This is a genomic window from Microvirga roseola (assembly GCF_020866965.1).
GTDB classification, from domain to species: Bacteria; Pseudomonadota; Alphaproteobacteria; order Rhizobiales; family Beijerinckiaceae; genus Microvirga; species Microvirga roseola.
In genome coordinates this window covers 88,081-101,018 of the sequence record NZ_JAJATX010000009.1, presented here as the reverse complement: position 1 = coordinate 101,018, position 12,938 = coordinate 88,081, and the positions used below count along the sequence as shown (strand labels likewise).

Genomic DNA, 12,938 nt, shown 5'->3' with positions numbered 1-12,938 from the left:
GCGGCCTGACTTCAGGCCGGGAAGGGGATCCAGATTTCGGGTTGAGCCGTATCTGCATTCCCTTCCCTCGCTCCGCCCGCCGGGAGTGATATCCCGGCGAACTCGCGAAGAGGGAGCTTTCAGCTCGACAGAGCCGTGCTGAAGGCCCTTATATTGTGTCGCATCATGTCAATGTAAGTCCCGGCTGGGCCGTTCGGCTCCGAGAGCGCGTCCGAATACAGCTGTGGGCCGATCTTCGCACCGGTTTCCTGGGCGATCCGCTCCATGAGGCGGGCATCGGAGACGTTCTCCACGAAGACCGCACCGATCTTCTCGCGCTTGATCTGCCGGATGATCTTCGCAACGTCCTTGGCGGAGGCCTCCGCATCTGTGGAGACGCCCTGGGGCGAGATGAAGTCGATGCCGTAGGCTTCCTCGAAGTAGCGGAAGGCATCGTGGGAGGTGATGATCCTGCGGCGGTCGGCGGGGATGCGCGAGACGAGGCTTTTCACTTCGGCCTCGAGTTCGTCGAGCTGCTTGAGATAGGCGGCGGCATTGGCCTCGTAGGCGGCCTTGGCTTCCGGATCGGCGGCAATGAGCGCATCGAGGATATTGGCCACGTACTTCTTTGCATTGCCGATGCTCTGCCAAGCATGGGGATCGACGGCGCCATGGCCGTGGTCATGCCCGTGCCCGTGATCATCCTCCTCGCCCTCAAGCGGCTCCACGCCCTTGGCAGCCTCGACCTTCGCGGCCTTGGTGCCCGAGGATTTGATCAGGCGGTCGATCCAGCCCTCGAACTTGAGACCGTTGGCGAAGACGACCTTCGCCTCGGTCAGGCGGCGTCCGTCGGCGGGCGTGGGGGAATAGACGTGGCCGTCGCCATTGGGGCCGACGAGGGTCACGACCTCGACCCGCTCGCCGCCCACATTGCGCACCAGGTCGCCCAGGATCGAGAACGTGGCGACGACCTTGAGCTTCTCGGCAGTCTGCGCGGATGCAGGAACCATCGCGCCGGCCAGGGCCAGGCCGCCCGCCAGGAGGGAGATGGCAGTTCTTCTCGTCAGCATGAACCGATCCTTTCTTGAGAGGTATCAGGCTTCCAGGTGCCTGCCGGGCCACGCGAGCCAGAGCAGGCCGCCCTCACGCCCCAGCATGAGGGAGATCACATAGGCGACACCGGCCGCCAGGATGATGGCGGGACCCGCCGGGAGTTCCAGGTGAAACGAGAGCAGAAGGCCGCAAATACCGGAGGCGATGCCGATGACGACGGAGAGGATCATCATCAAGGTGATGTCGCTGGCCCAGAAGCGGGAGGCGGCGGCCGGCAGCATCATCATGCCGACGGCAAGCAGCGTTCCGAGGGCATGGAAACCGCCGACCAGGTTCATCACCACGAGGCCGAGAAAGATCAGGTGCGTCGGCGTACCGGCCCGGCTGACAGACCGCAGGAAGGTGGGGTCCACGCATTCGAGCACGAGAGGGCGGTAGAGGACGGCCAGCGCCAGCACCGTCAGGGTGGAGATTCCGCCCAGGAGCAGCAGCGTATTGTCATCGAGCGCCAGGACCGTGCCGAAGAGAACGTGCAGTAGGTCCACGTTCGAGCCCCGGAGAGAGACGATGGTGACGCCGAGCGCGAGGGAGAGGAGGTAGAAGGCCGCGAGCGAGGCATCCTCCTTCAGCGCCGTCAGGCGGGAGACGAGACCGGCCGCCATGGCGACCACGACGCCTGCGACGAGCCCGCCGACAGTCATGGCCGGGAGTGAAAGACCCGCCAGCAGGTATCCGACGGCCGCGCCGGGGAGGATCGCATGGGCCATGGCGTCGCCGGTGAGGCTCATGCGCCGCAGCATCAGGAACACGCCGACGGGACCGCCTCCCAGGGCGATGGCGATCACGCCCACCAGGGCGCGCTGCATGAACTCGAATTCGGCAAAGGGACTGAAAAGCGCCTCGATCATGCCCGTGCGCCCTTACGCGACATTACGATGGCAGGCGGCGGCATGGGGGTCGTGCGCCTCGACCATGCGGCGCGCCTTGAGAAGGTTCTCCGGTTTCAGGACCTCCTGCGTCTCGCCCCACGCCACCGGCTCGCGGGCGATCAGAAGGGTCTGCGGGAAGACGCGCTTGACCACGTCGAGGTCGTGCAGCACGGCGACGACCGTGCGGGACTCGTCATGCCAGCGCTGGACGAGCTCCAGGAGATCGGCCGTCGTCTTGGCGTCGATGGCCGTGAAGGGCTCATCAAGGAGAATGACAGGCGAGTTCTGCAGGAGCAATCGTGCGAAGAGCGCGCGCTGCATCTGTCCGCCCGAGAGGGTCGAGATCGGGCGACGCTCGAACCCGGTCAGCCCTACGGCGGCCAACGCCTCCTCGATCCGGGTGTTGTCCTTGCGGGTGATGCCGCCGAAGAGGCCGGAACGGGACCAGAGGCCCATGGCCACCAGATCGTAGATCGAGAGCGGAAAAGATCGGTCGATCTCCGCCGCCTGCGGAAGATAGGCGATCGGGGTCCTGGAGGCGGCGCCCGTGAGGCGGATGCGGCCGTCGAGAGGCTTGAGCGTGCCGACGATGCCCTTGAGCAGGGTCGACTTGCCGGCCCCGTTCGGGCCCACCACTGCGGTCAGGCTCGCGGCGGGGATCTCACCGTCGAGATGGTGGACGGCGGGCCTGCGGCCATAGCCGAGGGTCACTTCATCGAAACGGATGGCGGTCGCGGGCGCGGTCATGGCTCAGGCCACTACCAGGAAGACCAGCAGCCACATGCCGGTGATCACGGCAGCCGCGCCGGCCAAGCGCTGCCCCGCCGAGAGGCGAAGGAGCGAAAAAGTCGGTGCGGCGGCAATCGCACGGTGCTCGTGGTGATGGTCGCTATGCGTCATACCACCCAGATAAACCGGTATTTCCGCCGTTTCCAGAGGGCGTACAGTATTTTATACGCATTTTTTGATTGCAGTGCAACTGCGCCGCAACCTTTAGGCGATCGGGTGGTGCTGGTACAGCCAGGTTTCGCTCAGAACCAAGTCGCCGCTGCGTAGGTAACAGCGCATCTCCACGGGCTCCGCTCCGGCGACGGTCAGGTCGAACTGGGTCCGCCAGTGGCCAGGCACGTCGTTCGGCACCGCCTCTGTCAGGATGTTGGAGAACTCGCCGCGGGAGGCGGTAAGGACCGGGCGCGGAATGACGCCATTCGGCAGGCGGGCGAGGGGAGGGCCGAGGAACTCCACCATGAACTTGCGCACGCCTTTCGGCCGCACGGTTCCGGCCTGCCCGCCATTGCCGAAACGGGTCGCAACGACGCGGGCGAGCGGTGTCGGATAGGGCTCGTCCGCCGACCAGTGCATGCGATAGCGAAACTCATAGGCCTGTCCGGCCCGGGCGGGCTCCGCCGGCACCCACATGGCGACGATGTTGTCGTGAATCTCGTCGTCGGTCGGGATCTCGACGAGCTGGATGGTGCCCTTGCCCCAGAACCCCTGCGGCTCGATCCAGAGCGAGGGGCGGCGGTCGTAATAGACGCCGTCGAGGTAGTGATCGAAGTTCCGGTCGCGTTGGAGGAGGCCGAAACCCTTCGGGTTCTCGTCCGAGAAAGCCGAGGTGATGATGTGGGGCGGGTTGTTGAGGGGACGCCAGATACGCTCGCCCAAGCCCGTCCACATGGCAAGGCCGTCGGAATCGTGGATCTCCGGGCGCCAGTCGATGGCAGTGGTCTTCGCCTTCTCCGAGTACCAGTACATGGATGTGAGCGGCGCAATACCGAGGCGGCTCACGTCGTGACGGAGGAAGACGGCCGCCTCGACCTCCATGATCACGGAGGCCGCCCGCTGCATGACGAAGCGATAGGCTCCCGCCACGCTCGGCCCCTCGAGGAGGGCATAAACCGTCACCGTGTTCGAGCCGGGCTGTGGCGTATCGAAATAGACGTGGGTGAAGTCCGGGAATTCCTCGTTCTTCCCATAGACAGCGACATCGACCGCGAGGCCGCGGGCGGAGAGGCCGTATTGGTAGAGCTGGCCGATGGCTCGGAAATAGGAGGCGCCGAGGAAGGCGACCCAATCATTCTTGCGCCAGTCGAGCTTACCCCGCCGCGCCTCCTGAAAGCGAAAGCCCGCAAAGCCCGAATTGTCCGGCAGCTTCCGGGCCGGCGAATCCGCCGGCATCTCGAAGTAGTCGGAGTCGTAGACGATCTCCCGGGCCTGTCCCTTGTCCACCACGTGCATCCGCACGGGCTTCTGGAAGTAGCGCCCGAGATGGAAGAAGGTGACCGGAAACTCGCTGGGCCCATTGGCCCACAGGGCTAGATCCGTCTTGAACTTGATCTTGCCATGGGCGTCATAGTCGATCTGCTGGAGCACCTCGGAGGCGGGCCTGGGAGGTGGCGTATAGGGCGCACTAGCCATTTCCCGCGCGCGCTTCTTCAGGGCCGCGAAGGAGAAGGGAGCGGGCGAGCCCATCTTCAGCCCCTGCTGCGCCAGGGCATCGTGGGGGAACCCGGCGGCGGCCATGCCGGCTGTGGCTGTTGCGGCGTGAAGGAACTGACGGCGATTGAGCATGGAAAAACGCATTGATTTGTGGAGTGCGGACCCCTACCAACCAAGATGGCAGGATTAAGTCCCTCTTAGCCTCTTGAGAATTCGGCGTCAGCCGCCAAACTAGCCTCACACACAGGCGCCACATGTGCGGCGCCTCACAACAGGGAGTACGCCATGCGTCAAAAACTCACGCGCCGGCTCATCGGTGCCGCAGCAGCCATCGCCCTCGCGGGTGCGAGCCTTCCCGCCCAGGCGCAGGACTTCATCAACATCCTGACCGGCGGCACCTCCGGCGTCTATTACCCCCTCGGTGTGGCCATCTCCAAGGTTTACACGGACAAGATCGAGGGCGCCCGTCCGTCGGTCCAGGCCACCAAGGCTTCCGTCGAGAACCTCAACCTGCTGCAGCAGGGCCGGGGCGAGCTCGGCTTCACGCTCGGCGACAGCCTTGCGCTCGCCTGGCAGGGCAACGAGGAGGCCGGTTTCCGGTCGAAGCTCGACAAGCTGCGTGGCGTTACGGCCATCTATCCCAACCACATCCAGATCGTGGCCACGAAGGACTCCGGCATCAAGACGCTGGCTGACCTGAAGGGCAAGCGCGTTTCCGTCGGTGCGCCCAAGTCCGGCACCGAGCTCAACGCCCGCGCGATCCTGGAAGCCGCCGGTATGACCTACAAGGATCTCGGCAAGGTCGAGTACCTCCCCTTCGGCGAGTCCGTCGAGCTCATGAAGAACCGTCAGCTCGATGCGACCCTGCAGTCGGCAGGCCTCGGCGTGTCCTCGATCCGCGACCTCGCCACCTCCGTTCCGATCACCGTGGTGGAGATCCCCACGTCCGTGGTCGAGAAGGTCGGCTCGCCTTACGTGAAGTCCACGATTCCGGCCGGCACCTACGAGGGCCAGAGCGCGGACGTGCCAACCGCAGCGGTGGTGAACTACCTCGTCACGCATTCCGGCGTGAGCGACGACACCGTCTACAAGATGACCAAGTCCCTCTATGAGAGCCTGCCCGAGTTGGCGGCGGCCCACTCGGCTGCCAAGGACATCAAGCTCGAGAACGCTCTGTCGGGGATGCCGGTGCCGGTGCATCCGGGCGCGCAGCGCTACTTCGACGAGAAGGGCGTGAAGAAGCAGGGCTCGTAAGCCTTAATCCATTTGACAAAAAGGCCGGGGCAGGTGAACTGCTCCGGCCTTTTTTCATGTGAGCCGGCAACAACGCTCGAGGGAGACAACGCACCATGAGTCACGGTGTGAATGCATCTGAGGTCGCAGAGCTGGAGGCGCCGTCGACGCCGCAAGCGAATCCCGAGCATGGCTTGCCTGAGAATTTCGGCGGAGGGATCCTCGGCAGCCTTCTGTTCTGGATCGCAATTGCGTTCTCCACGTTCCAGATCATCACCGCCTTCGGCATCCCCCTCGATCGGCCGTTCTTCGGCAACGTCACGCTGATCTATCTCATCGGCGCAGTCCTCGTCACATGGGCGGGCTGGCTCGTCTTCAGCGCCATGAAGGGGCATCGCGTCACCGATGGGGTGCTGGCCCTTGTGTCGCTTGCGGTCGTCTACGGCCTGATCCTCAAATTTCCGGGGAGCCTGCCGAGCCAGGTCGTGCGAGCGCTGCATGTAGGCTTCCTGTGCCTCGTCGCCGGCGCCATGCTGGCGAACCACCGGGCCGGAAACTCCGTCACGCGCGCCATCGGCTGGATCATCGGCTTCGCCGGCTTCGGCGTCGGGCTCTATCACTGGGCGCTCTATGACGAACTTGTGATCCGCGCAGGCGAGCTGACACAGGCGGATTTCATCGTGGGCGTCACGGCGATCGCGATCCTGTTCTATCTCGTATGGCGTGTCATGGGACCGGCGCTGCCCATCGTCGCCGGCCTCTTCCTCGCCTACTGCCTCTTCGGGAATTACCTGCCGGCTCCCTTCGATCACCGTGGCTATCCCCTCGAGCAGGTGATCGAGCACATGTCCTTCGGAACGGAGGGACTCTACGCCACCCCGACCCTCGTTTCGGCCACCTATATCTTCCTCTTCATCCTGTTCGGGGCTTTCCTCGAGCGCGCCGGCATGATCCAGCTCTTTACGGACGTGGCCATGGGGCTGTTCGGAAGTGCGAGAGGCGGGCCCGCCAAGGTGGCGGTCTTCTCCTCCGCATTGATGGGAACGATTTCGGGCTCGGGCGTGGCCAACGTGGTCTCCACGGGCCAGTTCACCATTCCCCTGATGAAGCGCTTCGGCTATCGCTCCGAGTTCGCGGGCGGTGTCGAGGCGACGGCATCCATGGGCGGCCAGATCATGCCTCCGGTCATGGGCGCGGTGGCCTTCATAATGGCCGAGACCATCGGCGTTCCTTACGTCGAAATCGTCAAGGCCGCCATCATCCCGGCGATCCTCTACTACGCCTCCGCCTTCCTGGCCGTGCATCTCGAAGCCGGCCGCTCCGGCCTGATGGGTCTATCGAAGGCGGAACTGCCGAGCGCCGGACGCGCCCTGCGGGAGAAGTGGCACCTCATCCTGCCGCTGGCGGTTCTCGTCTATCTCCTGTTCTCAGGTTACACGCCGCTCTTCGCAGGCTCCGTCGGACTCGCGCTCACGGTTGTGCTCATCCTGGCGGGCGCGCTTGCGCTGGGCCTCGTGAGCGAGACGGTGCGCCTCGTGTTCTGGGTCGGCCTCGGCCTGCTCGCGGCAGCCTTCCTCTGGGTCGGCGTCACCCTCGTCCTGGTTCTGGTGGCCGTCCTCGTGCTTCTGAGCCTGCTCACCCGTGGCGGGACGGAAACCCTGGAAGCCTGCCGCGACGCCCTGGCTGACGGCGCCCGCCAGGCGCTGCCGGTCGGTCTCGCCTGCGCCGTCGTCGGCATCGTGATCGGCACGATGACGCTCACCGGCATCGGCACGATCTTCGGTAACTGGGTCGTCTCCATCGGCGAGGACTCGCTGATCCTGTCCCTGATCCTGACGATGTTCGTCAGCCTGATCCTGGGCATGGGCATCCCGACGATCCCGAACTACATCATCACCTCGTCGCTCGCCGCGCCGGCTCTCCTGACGCTCGATGTGCCGCTTATCGTCTCGCACATGTTCGTCTTCTACTTCGGCATCATGGCCGACCTGACGCCTCCGGTGGCGCTGGCCGCCTTTGCGGCCGCCCCGATCGCGAAGGCTTCCGGCTTCCGGATCGGCTTTGCTGCTCTGCGCATCGCGCTTCCTGGTTTCGTGATCCCCTACATGGCGGTCTATGACCCGGCGCTCATGATGCAGGCGGTGGGCCAGTTTGCCGACGGAGGGCCAACCTTCTGGCTCAAGGTCGCCTACATGGTGGTGAAGGCCGGTCTCGCCGTAGTGCTGTGGGGCGCTGCCTCCGTGGGCTATCTCCAGGTGAAGATGTTGTGGTGGGAGCGGATTATCGCTGTCGCCGCCGCCGCAAGCCTCGTTCTGGCGCTGCCCATCACCGACGAGATCGGCTTCGGTCTCGCCATCGTTGCTCTCGGCGCGCATTTCTGGCGAGCCCGCAAGTCCAGGGTGGCGGTCGCCAGCCGATGATCTGCCTGCTCGCAGGTTCCAAGATCGCGCCTCTCATGGCGGGCGCGATCACCCTGGCTTGGACGCATTCGGTCGAGAAGATCGTCTGGGAGGAGGAATGGCGTGCCGGTCCTGCGGGGCTTGAACTCGTCGAGGCGCGGGTACGGGGTTCCGGGGCCGGGATGGAGCCGCCGCCTGAAGCGAGGCTTGTGAACGGAGCCTGGATTTGGCATCCGAATCTCCCGCAGCAGCAGGAGGTCGTCATGCGGCGCTCAGGAGCGACGGCAGACTGGCGGATCTGCATCTCGGGCGCCTGCCGCCCGATGGAAGCCTACGTGCCGGCCGAGGCCGATCCTGTCACGATGAAGGTTTGCGAGGGCTCTTAGGCCTACTCGGTCAGCGGCTCGATGGCGACGCTGCGGCGCCAGAGGCCAAGCATGATGTAGACGCCCAACAGGCTGAACAAGACCATCAGTACATAGCTTACGGGGTCGCCGAGTTCGAACAGTCCCGCGACGGCCCAGCCAGCCGCGACAGCAATCCCGAAGACTTCCGTCCCGATCAGGATCATGATGCTCACGATGGTGATGACATTGCGCCAGTTGGTGCGGTTCGCCTGAGCCAAGGTCGCTTACTCCGTTCTTGAAGAAGGGGACTACCCTAAACGCCCCCTCCGGTGCAAGTTCTCCCCGTTCCTCATTCTGCTACGCACAAATCCGGTCATGCCCGAGACACCCGTCTTTTCGACTGCCGCCGTTGCCGCTCCCCACAGGCTTGCCGCCGAAACCGGCCAGATGATCCTTGCCGCGGGCGGCAATGCCGTCGAGGCCATGGTCGCTATGGCGGCGACGATCGCCGTCGTCTACCCCCACATGAACGGTCTCGGCGGGGACGGGTTCTGGCTCGTGCGGGAGCCGAAGGGCCGTCTTCACGCCATCGATGCCTCCGGGCCTGCCGGTTCGCTCGCGACACTCAGGCGCTATCGGGAGAAAGGCTACGATGCCGTTCCCTCCCGTGGGGCGGATGCGGCCCTGACCGTGGCCGGTGCCGTAAACGGTTGGGGACTGGCGCTCGAACTCGCAAAAGCGCTCGGCGGCCAGATGCCTCGTGACCTGCTCCTGGGAGATGCCATCCGCTTCGCCCGCGACGGTTATCCCGTCTCCCGATCCGAGGCCCGGTTCAGGACGAGCGAGGAGGCTGCGCTTTATGCGGTTCCTGGCTTCGCGGAGGCCTTTCTCGTCGAAGGCAAGCGGGCGCCTGCGGGCACGATCCGGCGAGCTCCGCGCCTTGCAGATACCCTGGAGCAACTCGTTCATACGGGTTTCTCCGACTTCTACCGGGGCGATGTGGGGCGCGAGATCGCGACGGATCTGGAGCGGCTTGGCGCTCCGATCGCACGGCGCGACATGGAGACCTATCGGGCCCGCGTCGTGCAGCCTCTATCCCTGCGGCTCAAGGGTTCCACCGTTTACAATCTCCCGCCGCCCTCCCAGGGGCTGGCGACCCTTCTCATTCTCGGATTGTTCGAGCGCCTGAAGGTCGCGAAGGCAGAGACGCCGGAGCACCATCACGCCCTGATCGAAGCCTCGAAGCGCGCCTTCGCCACCCGCGACCGGGCGGTGGCGGACCCGATGAACCTCGTCCACGACCCGGCCGCTTTCCTGGAGGCCTCCGTGCTGGAACGGGAGGCGGCGCTCATCGACATGCGCCGGGCCGCCTCCTTTCCGCTCCCACGCCCCATCGACGGGGACACGATCTGGATGGGAGCCATCGATAAGGACGGGCTCGCCGTTTCCTACATCCAGTCGATCTTCTGGGCCTACGGCTCCGGCTGCCTGCTGCCGGCAACCGGCATTCTCTGGCACAACCGCGGCTCGGCCTTCTCGCTGGATCCCGCAAGCCCCAACCGGCTGGAGCCGGGCCACAGGCCCTTCCATTCCCTCAATCCGGGCCTCGCCGTGTTCGACGATGGGCGCGTCCTCTCCTTCGGCACCATGGGCGGCGAAACCCAGCCTCAGTTCCTTGGCCAGATCTTCACGCGCTATGCCTTCGGCATGGGGCTGGCAGATGCCCTGGAGGCATCCCGCTGGCTGATCGACAAGCGCATGCGCGGATCCGGGGCCATGCTGAAGGTGGAAAGCGAGTTCGATCCCGGCCTTATCCGGGGCCTCTTGCAGCTCGGCCATCAGGTTGAGGAGATGGACGAGTCCTATGCCGACACATTCGGCCATGCGGGGATGCTGGTGCGTCATTCCCGCAACGGCCGTGTGGAGGCAGCGCACGATCCGCGTTCCGACGGTGGTGCGGCAGGATTGTAAGCCGGAGGATCAGCTGACGCCCATGTAGCGCCCGGGCTTGTGATTGGTCGCGATCACGAGATTGATCGCCGTCGTGCCGACGAGGGAAAGGGCCACCTTCCCGAAATCGATGACCAGCAGGGCCGACAGCAGAATTGCGGCGTCGATGACGAGCTGGACATAGCCGGCGCGCAGGCCGTAGCGTTCCTGGGCGTACAGGGCCAGGATGTTGACGCCGCCAAGACTCGTCCGGTGCCGGAACAGGATCAGCAGCCCGACGCCCATGAGAATGCCGCCGGCCAGCGAAGCATAGATCGGGTCCAGGTGGCCGAGGCCGATCCAGCTGGGCGTGAGCTTGGAGAAGACCGAGACCATGAGCACGGCCAGGAACGTCCGGATCGTCAGCTTCCAGCCCATCCGCAGGATAGACAGGGCGTAGAAGGGGAGATTCAGGACGAGGAAGAGAGGTCCGAACTCGAACGGCGTCGCGTATTGCAGCAGGAGCGCAAGCCCTGCCGTGCCGCCCGTCAGCAAAGTGGTTTCGGAATAAAAGGTGACGCCGAGAGCGACGAGAAGGGTGCCCGTGAGCCCGGCGATCAGGTCCTCGTGGGGGCGATGAACGCTCGTCGACGATGGCTCGGACACGATTGGGTTCCCTGCGGCTTTTTGGATGCGCGCCCGCTATAGCGAGGCGCTTCAGAGGCCACAATGCCAAGGTTTCGCAGGGATGCGGCGTGAGCATGCCCCTCATGCCGGAGGGGCGCTCACCTCTAGCTGCCTGCCGTGGACGTCCAAAGGCCGAAGAGCAGGCTTGCTCCGAGCACCAGCACGAAGGCGGCGGCAATGAGTTCGATTCCGGCCATGGCAATCTCGCCCGCAGCGCCGCGTCCACCGGCGACCTTCAGAGCAGCCGCCTTGAAGAAGACCGCAAGGGCCGCGATGGCGCCGGTCGTGAGCGCCGTGCCGAGCGCCATGGCGAAGGTGGCGGCGATTCCGGCGGCGAAGAGGCCCTGGGAGAGGGCGAAGACGAGGACCACGAGCGCCCCGGCGCAGGGGCGGATGCCGGCAGCCAGCGCCACGCCCGCCATATCCCGCCAGCGGGTGAGGCGGCGCAGCTCCTCGGGCGGGGGCATGTGGACGTGATCGCAGGAATCCTCCGACAGAACACCGGCATGGCGTGTCACATCGAAGGTGCCAATGAGTTTCCCGGCCTTGCGCCAGGTGATGACCGCACCGAGAATCGCCACGGCGGCGAAGCTCGCTAGTTCCACCCCCTTCGTGACCTGGTTCATGGTCGCGGCGGTCGCCTTGAAGAGAAGGGCGACGAGGCCGACGATCAGGATCGCGACCAGAGCCTGGACGAGGGCGGCCGCCAGGCTCAGGCCGAAGCCCTTCGCGAGGGCCTTCTCGTCGGCGACGAGATAGGCGGCGATGACCCCCTTGCCGTGGCCAGGACCGGCGGCGTGGAAGATTCCGTAGGCGAAGCCGATGGTGAGCAGGGTCCAGAGAGCCGATCCCTGGTCCTTCAGGGCGGAGACCGCCTCCTGCAGGCTGCGGTAGAAGCCGCTCTGGACCGCCAGGAGATAGGCCCCGATCCCGCCGGAGGGGGCGGCTTCCCGCAGGCCCATGCCGAAGGGATTGCGGACCGGAGGCGCGGTCACCGGAGCAAGCCACCAGGCGAGGAGGGCGAATGCGCCCGCGATCAGGGCGATGGCGGCGGCAGCCAAGCCCAGGCGTGGCCAGAGGCGGCTCTGCCTTCGTTCGGGCAGGCCGAAGGGTTCGGCGCTTACGGACATGCGACGATGGCCCTGTTGGCGAACTGAGTGCCGAAATCGGAGGCTGCGGTGAGGGTCTCGAAGAAGGCCTCCGACATGTTCTGCTGCTTGGACGGGTCGGCGGGCTTGGCCCGGGAGATAGTAGTGGCGCAGCCTTTCGGCGCGCTCGCCAGCTTCACCGCGTCGTCCCCTTCGGCAAGCGAAAAGGCGACGAAATAGGTTGGGTCGTACACCTCCAGCGCCAGGGTCTTGGCGGTGGCGGCGCTCTTGAGGGGCAGGAAATAGGTCAGGGTGGCCGCCTCGTTCTCGTACGACATGGCATAGTCTCGGGGCGGGGCGAAATCCTGCTTCTTCCCATTGGCCTTCAGGGAGGTGAAATAGTCGAATTCCACCAGGGATTCCGTGTTTTCCTTGGCGAGATCCTTCAGCTCCTCGGGCGTGAATTTCCCGTCGCTATTCGCGTCGAGCCCCTGCGTCACATAGGCCGAATAGCCCTTGTCGAAGGTCCAGGCGTGGCGGACGCCCGTCACCTGTCCGCTCGAATCATAGATCAGCTCTGCCCTGGCCGTGACCCAGACGTGGGGATGGGCCAGAGCGGGCGAGGCCAGCCCCGCTAGCACAGACGTGAGGAGGAGTTTAAGACCAAGACGACCTGTCATGCGTTTCACTTCTATGGCGACGCTTTGGGCATGCCGGAGGAAATAGAGCATGAGGTCTCATGGTTAACAGAGGCGAAACGATGACGGTTGATTGACGGGCTCCGGTACTTATGTCAGCATTACTGACATATTTCCAAAAACAAGAAGACCGGGCCGACCGGCAATGGGGCGAGGG

The 12,938-nt window shown here is 65.1% G+C and carries 13 protein-coding genes; 4 read left to right on the top strand and 9 right to left on the bottom strand.

Going from position 1 to position 12,938, the window contains the following annotated elements:
- Window positions 1-119: 119 nt before the first annotated feature.
- From LG661_RS08465 to LG661_RS08445, 5 genes are all read right to left on the bottom strand, one after another.
- The gene (locus LG661_RS08465; RefSeq protein WP_230531432.1) at window positions 120-1,049 is read right to left on the bottom strand and encodes a metal ABC transporter solute-binding protein, Zn/Mn family; all 930 of its coding nucleotides are present in this window, start codon (window positions 1,047-1,049) and stop codon (window positions 120-122) included.
- Window positions 1,050-1,073: 24 nt separating this feature from the next.
- Window positions 1,074-1,940, bottom strand: a complete 867-nt coding sequence (locus LG661_RS08460) for a metal ABC transporter permease (RefSeq protein WP_230531431.1) — start codon at window positions 1,938-1,940, stop codon at window positions 1,074-1,076.
- 12 nt (window positions 1,941-1,952) lie between these two features.
- On the bottom strand, window positions 1,953-2,708 hold the full coding sequence (aztA, locus tag LG661_RS08455) for a zinc ABC transporter ATP-binding protein AztA (protein WP_230531430.1): 756 nt from the start codon (window positions 2,706-2,708) through the stop codon (window positions 1,953-1,955).
- 3 nt (window positions 2,709-2,711) lie between these two features.
- Window positions 2,712-2,861, bottom strand: a complete 150-nt coding sequence (locus LG661_RS08450) for a hypothetical protein (protein ID WP_230531429.1) — start codon at window positions 2,859-2,861, stop codon at window positions 2,712-2,714.
- Window positions 2,862-2,954: 93 nt separating this feature from the next.
- The gene (locus LG661_RS08445) at window positions 2,955-4,532 is read right to left on the bottom strand and encodes a glucan biosynthesis protein (protein ID WP_230531428.1); all 1,578 of its coding nucleotides are present in this window, start codon (window positions 4,530-4,532) and stop codon (window positions 2,955-2,957) included.
- A 153-nt stretch (window positions 4,533-4,685) separates the two neighbouring features.
- On the opposite strand from LG661_RS08445, the gene LG661_RS08440 reads away from it, so the two are divergent.
- From LG661_RS08440 to LG661_RS08430, 3 genes are all read left to right on the top strand, one after another.
- Complete coding sequence (locus LG661_RS08440; protein ID WP_230531427.1) at window positions 4,686-5,654, top strand: TAXI family TRAP transporter solute-binding subunit; 969 nt, start codon at window positions 4,686-4,688, stop codon at window positions 5,652-5,654.
- A 95-nt stretch (window positions 5,655-5,749) separates the two neighbouring features.
- Window positions 5,750-8,053 carry a TRAP transporter permease gene (locus LG661_RS08435; RefSeq protein ID WP_407666681.1) on the top strand — a complete coding sequence of 768 codons (2,304 nt, stop codon included), beginning with the start codon at window positions 5,750-5,752 and terminating at the stop codon, window positions 8,051-8,053.
- Window positions 8,050-8,418: a DUF1850 domain-containing protein gene (locus LG661_RS08430; RefSeq protein ID WP_230531426.1), complete on the top strand. Its 369-nt coding sequence runs from the start codon at window positions 8,050-8,052 to the stop codon at window positions 8,416-8,418. Before LG661_RS08435 ends, LG661_RS08430 begins: the two co-directional genes overlap by 4 nt.
- A gap of 2 nt (window positions 8,419-8,420) precedes the next feature.
- On the opposite strand, the gene LG661_RS08425 is transcribed toward LG661_RS08430, so the two are convergent.
- The gene (locus tag LG661_RS08425) at window positions 8,421-8,603 is read right to left on the bottom strand and encodes a hypothetical protein (RefSeq protein WP_230531472.1); all 183 of its coding nucleotides are present in this window, start codon (window positions 8,601-8,603) and stop codon (window positions 8,421-8,423) included.
- A gap of 151 nt (window positions 8,604-8,754) precedes the next feature.
- Between LG661_RS08425 and LG661_RS08420 the strand changes: the two genes are divergently transcribed.
- Window positions 8,755-10,350, top strand: a complete 1,596-nt coding sequence (locus tag LG661_RS08420) for a gamma-glutamyltransferase family protein (protein WP_230531425.1) — start codon at window positions 8,755-8,757, stop codon at window positions 10,348-10,350.
- Window positions 10,351-10,359: 9 nt separating this feature from the next.
- Here the strand turns inward: LG661_RS08420 and LG661_RS08415 are convergent, their stop codons facing one another.
- The 3 genes from LG661_RS08415 to LG661_RS08405 all read right to left on the bottom strand — a co-directional run bounded on the left by LG661_RS08415 (window position 10,360) and on the right by LG661_RS08405 (window position 12,763).
- Window positions 10,360-10,974 (bottom strand): YitT family protein, encoded by a 615-nt coding sequence (locus LG661_RS08415; protein ID WP_230531424.1) that lies wholly within the window; start codon window positions 10,972-10,974, stop codon window positions 10,360-10,362.
- Window positions 10,975-11,099: 125 nt separating this feature from the next.
- Complete coding sequence (locus tag LG661_RS08410) at window positions 11,100-12,125, bottom strand: nickel/cobalt transporter (protein ID WP_230531423.1); 1,026 nt, start codon at window positions 12,123-12,125, stop codon at window positions 11,100-11,102.
- Complete coding sequence (locus tag LG661_RS08405; protein ID WP_230531422.1) at window positions 12,116-12,763, bottom strand: DUF1007 family protein; 648 nt, start codon at window positions 12,761-12,763, stop codon at window positions 12,116-12,118. The genes LG661_RS08410 and LG661_RS08405 overlap by 10 nt, the downstream gene beginning before the upstream one ends.
- Window positions 12,764-12,938: the final 175 nt, after the last annotated feature.

What these genes read in the sequence shown, in the direction of transcription:
- LG661_RS08430 (WP_230531426.1), top strand. Translation starts at nt 8,050, where the DNA reads ATGATCTGCCTGCTCGCAGGTTCCAAGATCGCGCCTCTCATGGCGGGC.
- LG661_RS08410 (WP_230531423.1), bottom strand. Translation starts at nt 12,125, where the DNA reads ATGTCCGTAAGCGCCGAACCCTTCGGCCTGCCCGAACGAAGGCAGAGC.
- LG661_RS08450 (WP_230531429.1), bottom strand. Translation starts at nt 2,861, where the DNA reads ATGACGCATAGCGACCATCACCACGAGCACCGTGCGATTGCCGCCGCA.
- LG661_RS08425 (WP_230531472.1), bottom strand. Translation starts at nt 8,603, where the DNA reads ATGATCCTGATCGGGACGGAAGTCTTCGGGATTGCTGTCGCGGCTGGC.
- LG661_RS08460 (WP_230531431.1), bottom strand. Translation starts at nt 1,940, where the DNA reads ATGATCGAGGCGCTTTTCAGTCCCTTTGCCGAATTCGAGTTCATGCAG.
- LG661_RS08420 (WP_230531425.1), top strand. Translation starts at nt 8,755, where the DNA reads ATGCCCGAGACACCCGTCTTTTCGACTGCCGCCGTTGCCGCTCCCCAC.
- LG661_RS08435 (WP_407666681.1), top strand. Translation starts at nt 5,750, where the DNA reads ATGAGTCACGGTGTGAATGCATCTGAGGTCGCAGAGCTGGAGGCGCCG.
- LG661_RS08440 (WP_230531427.1), top strand. Translation starts at nt 4,686, where the DNA reads ATGCGTCAAAAACTCACGCGCCGGCTCATCGGTGCCGCAGCAGCCATC.
- LG661_RS08465 (WP_230531432.1), bottom strand. Translation starts at nt 1,049, where the DNA reads ATGCTGACGAGAAGAACTGCCATCTCCCTCCTGGCGGGCGGCCTGGCC.
- LG661_RS08445 (WP_230531428.1), bottom strand. Translation starts at nt 4,532, where the DNA reads ATGCTCAATCGCCGTCAGTTCCTTCACGCCGCAACAGCCACAGCCGGC.
- aztA (WP_230531430.1), bottom strand. Translation starts at nt 2,708, where the DNA reads ATGACCGCGCCCGCGACCGCCATCCGTTTCGATGAAGTGACCCTCGGC.
- LG661_RS08405 (WP_230531422.1), bottom strand. Translation starts at nt 12,763, where the DNA reads ATGACAGGTCGTCTTGGTCTTAAACTCCTCCTCACGTCTGTGCTAGCG.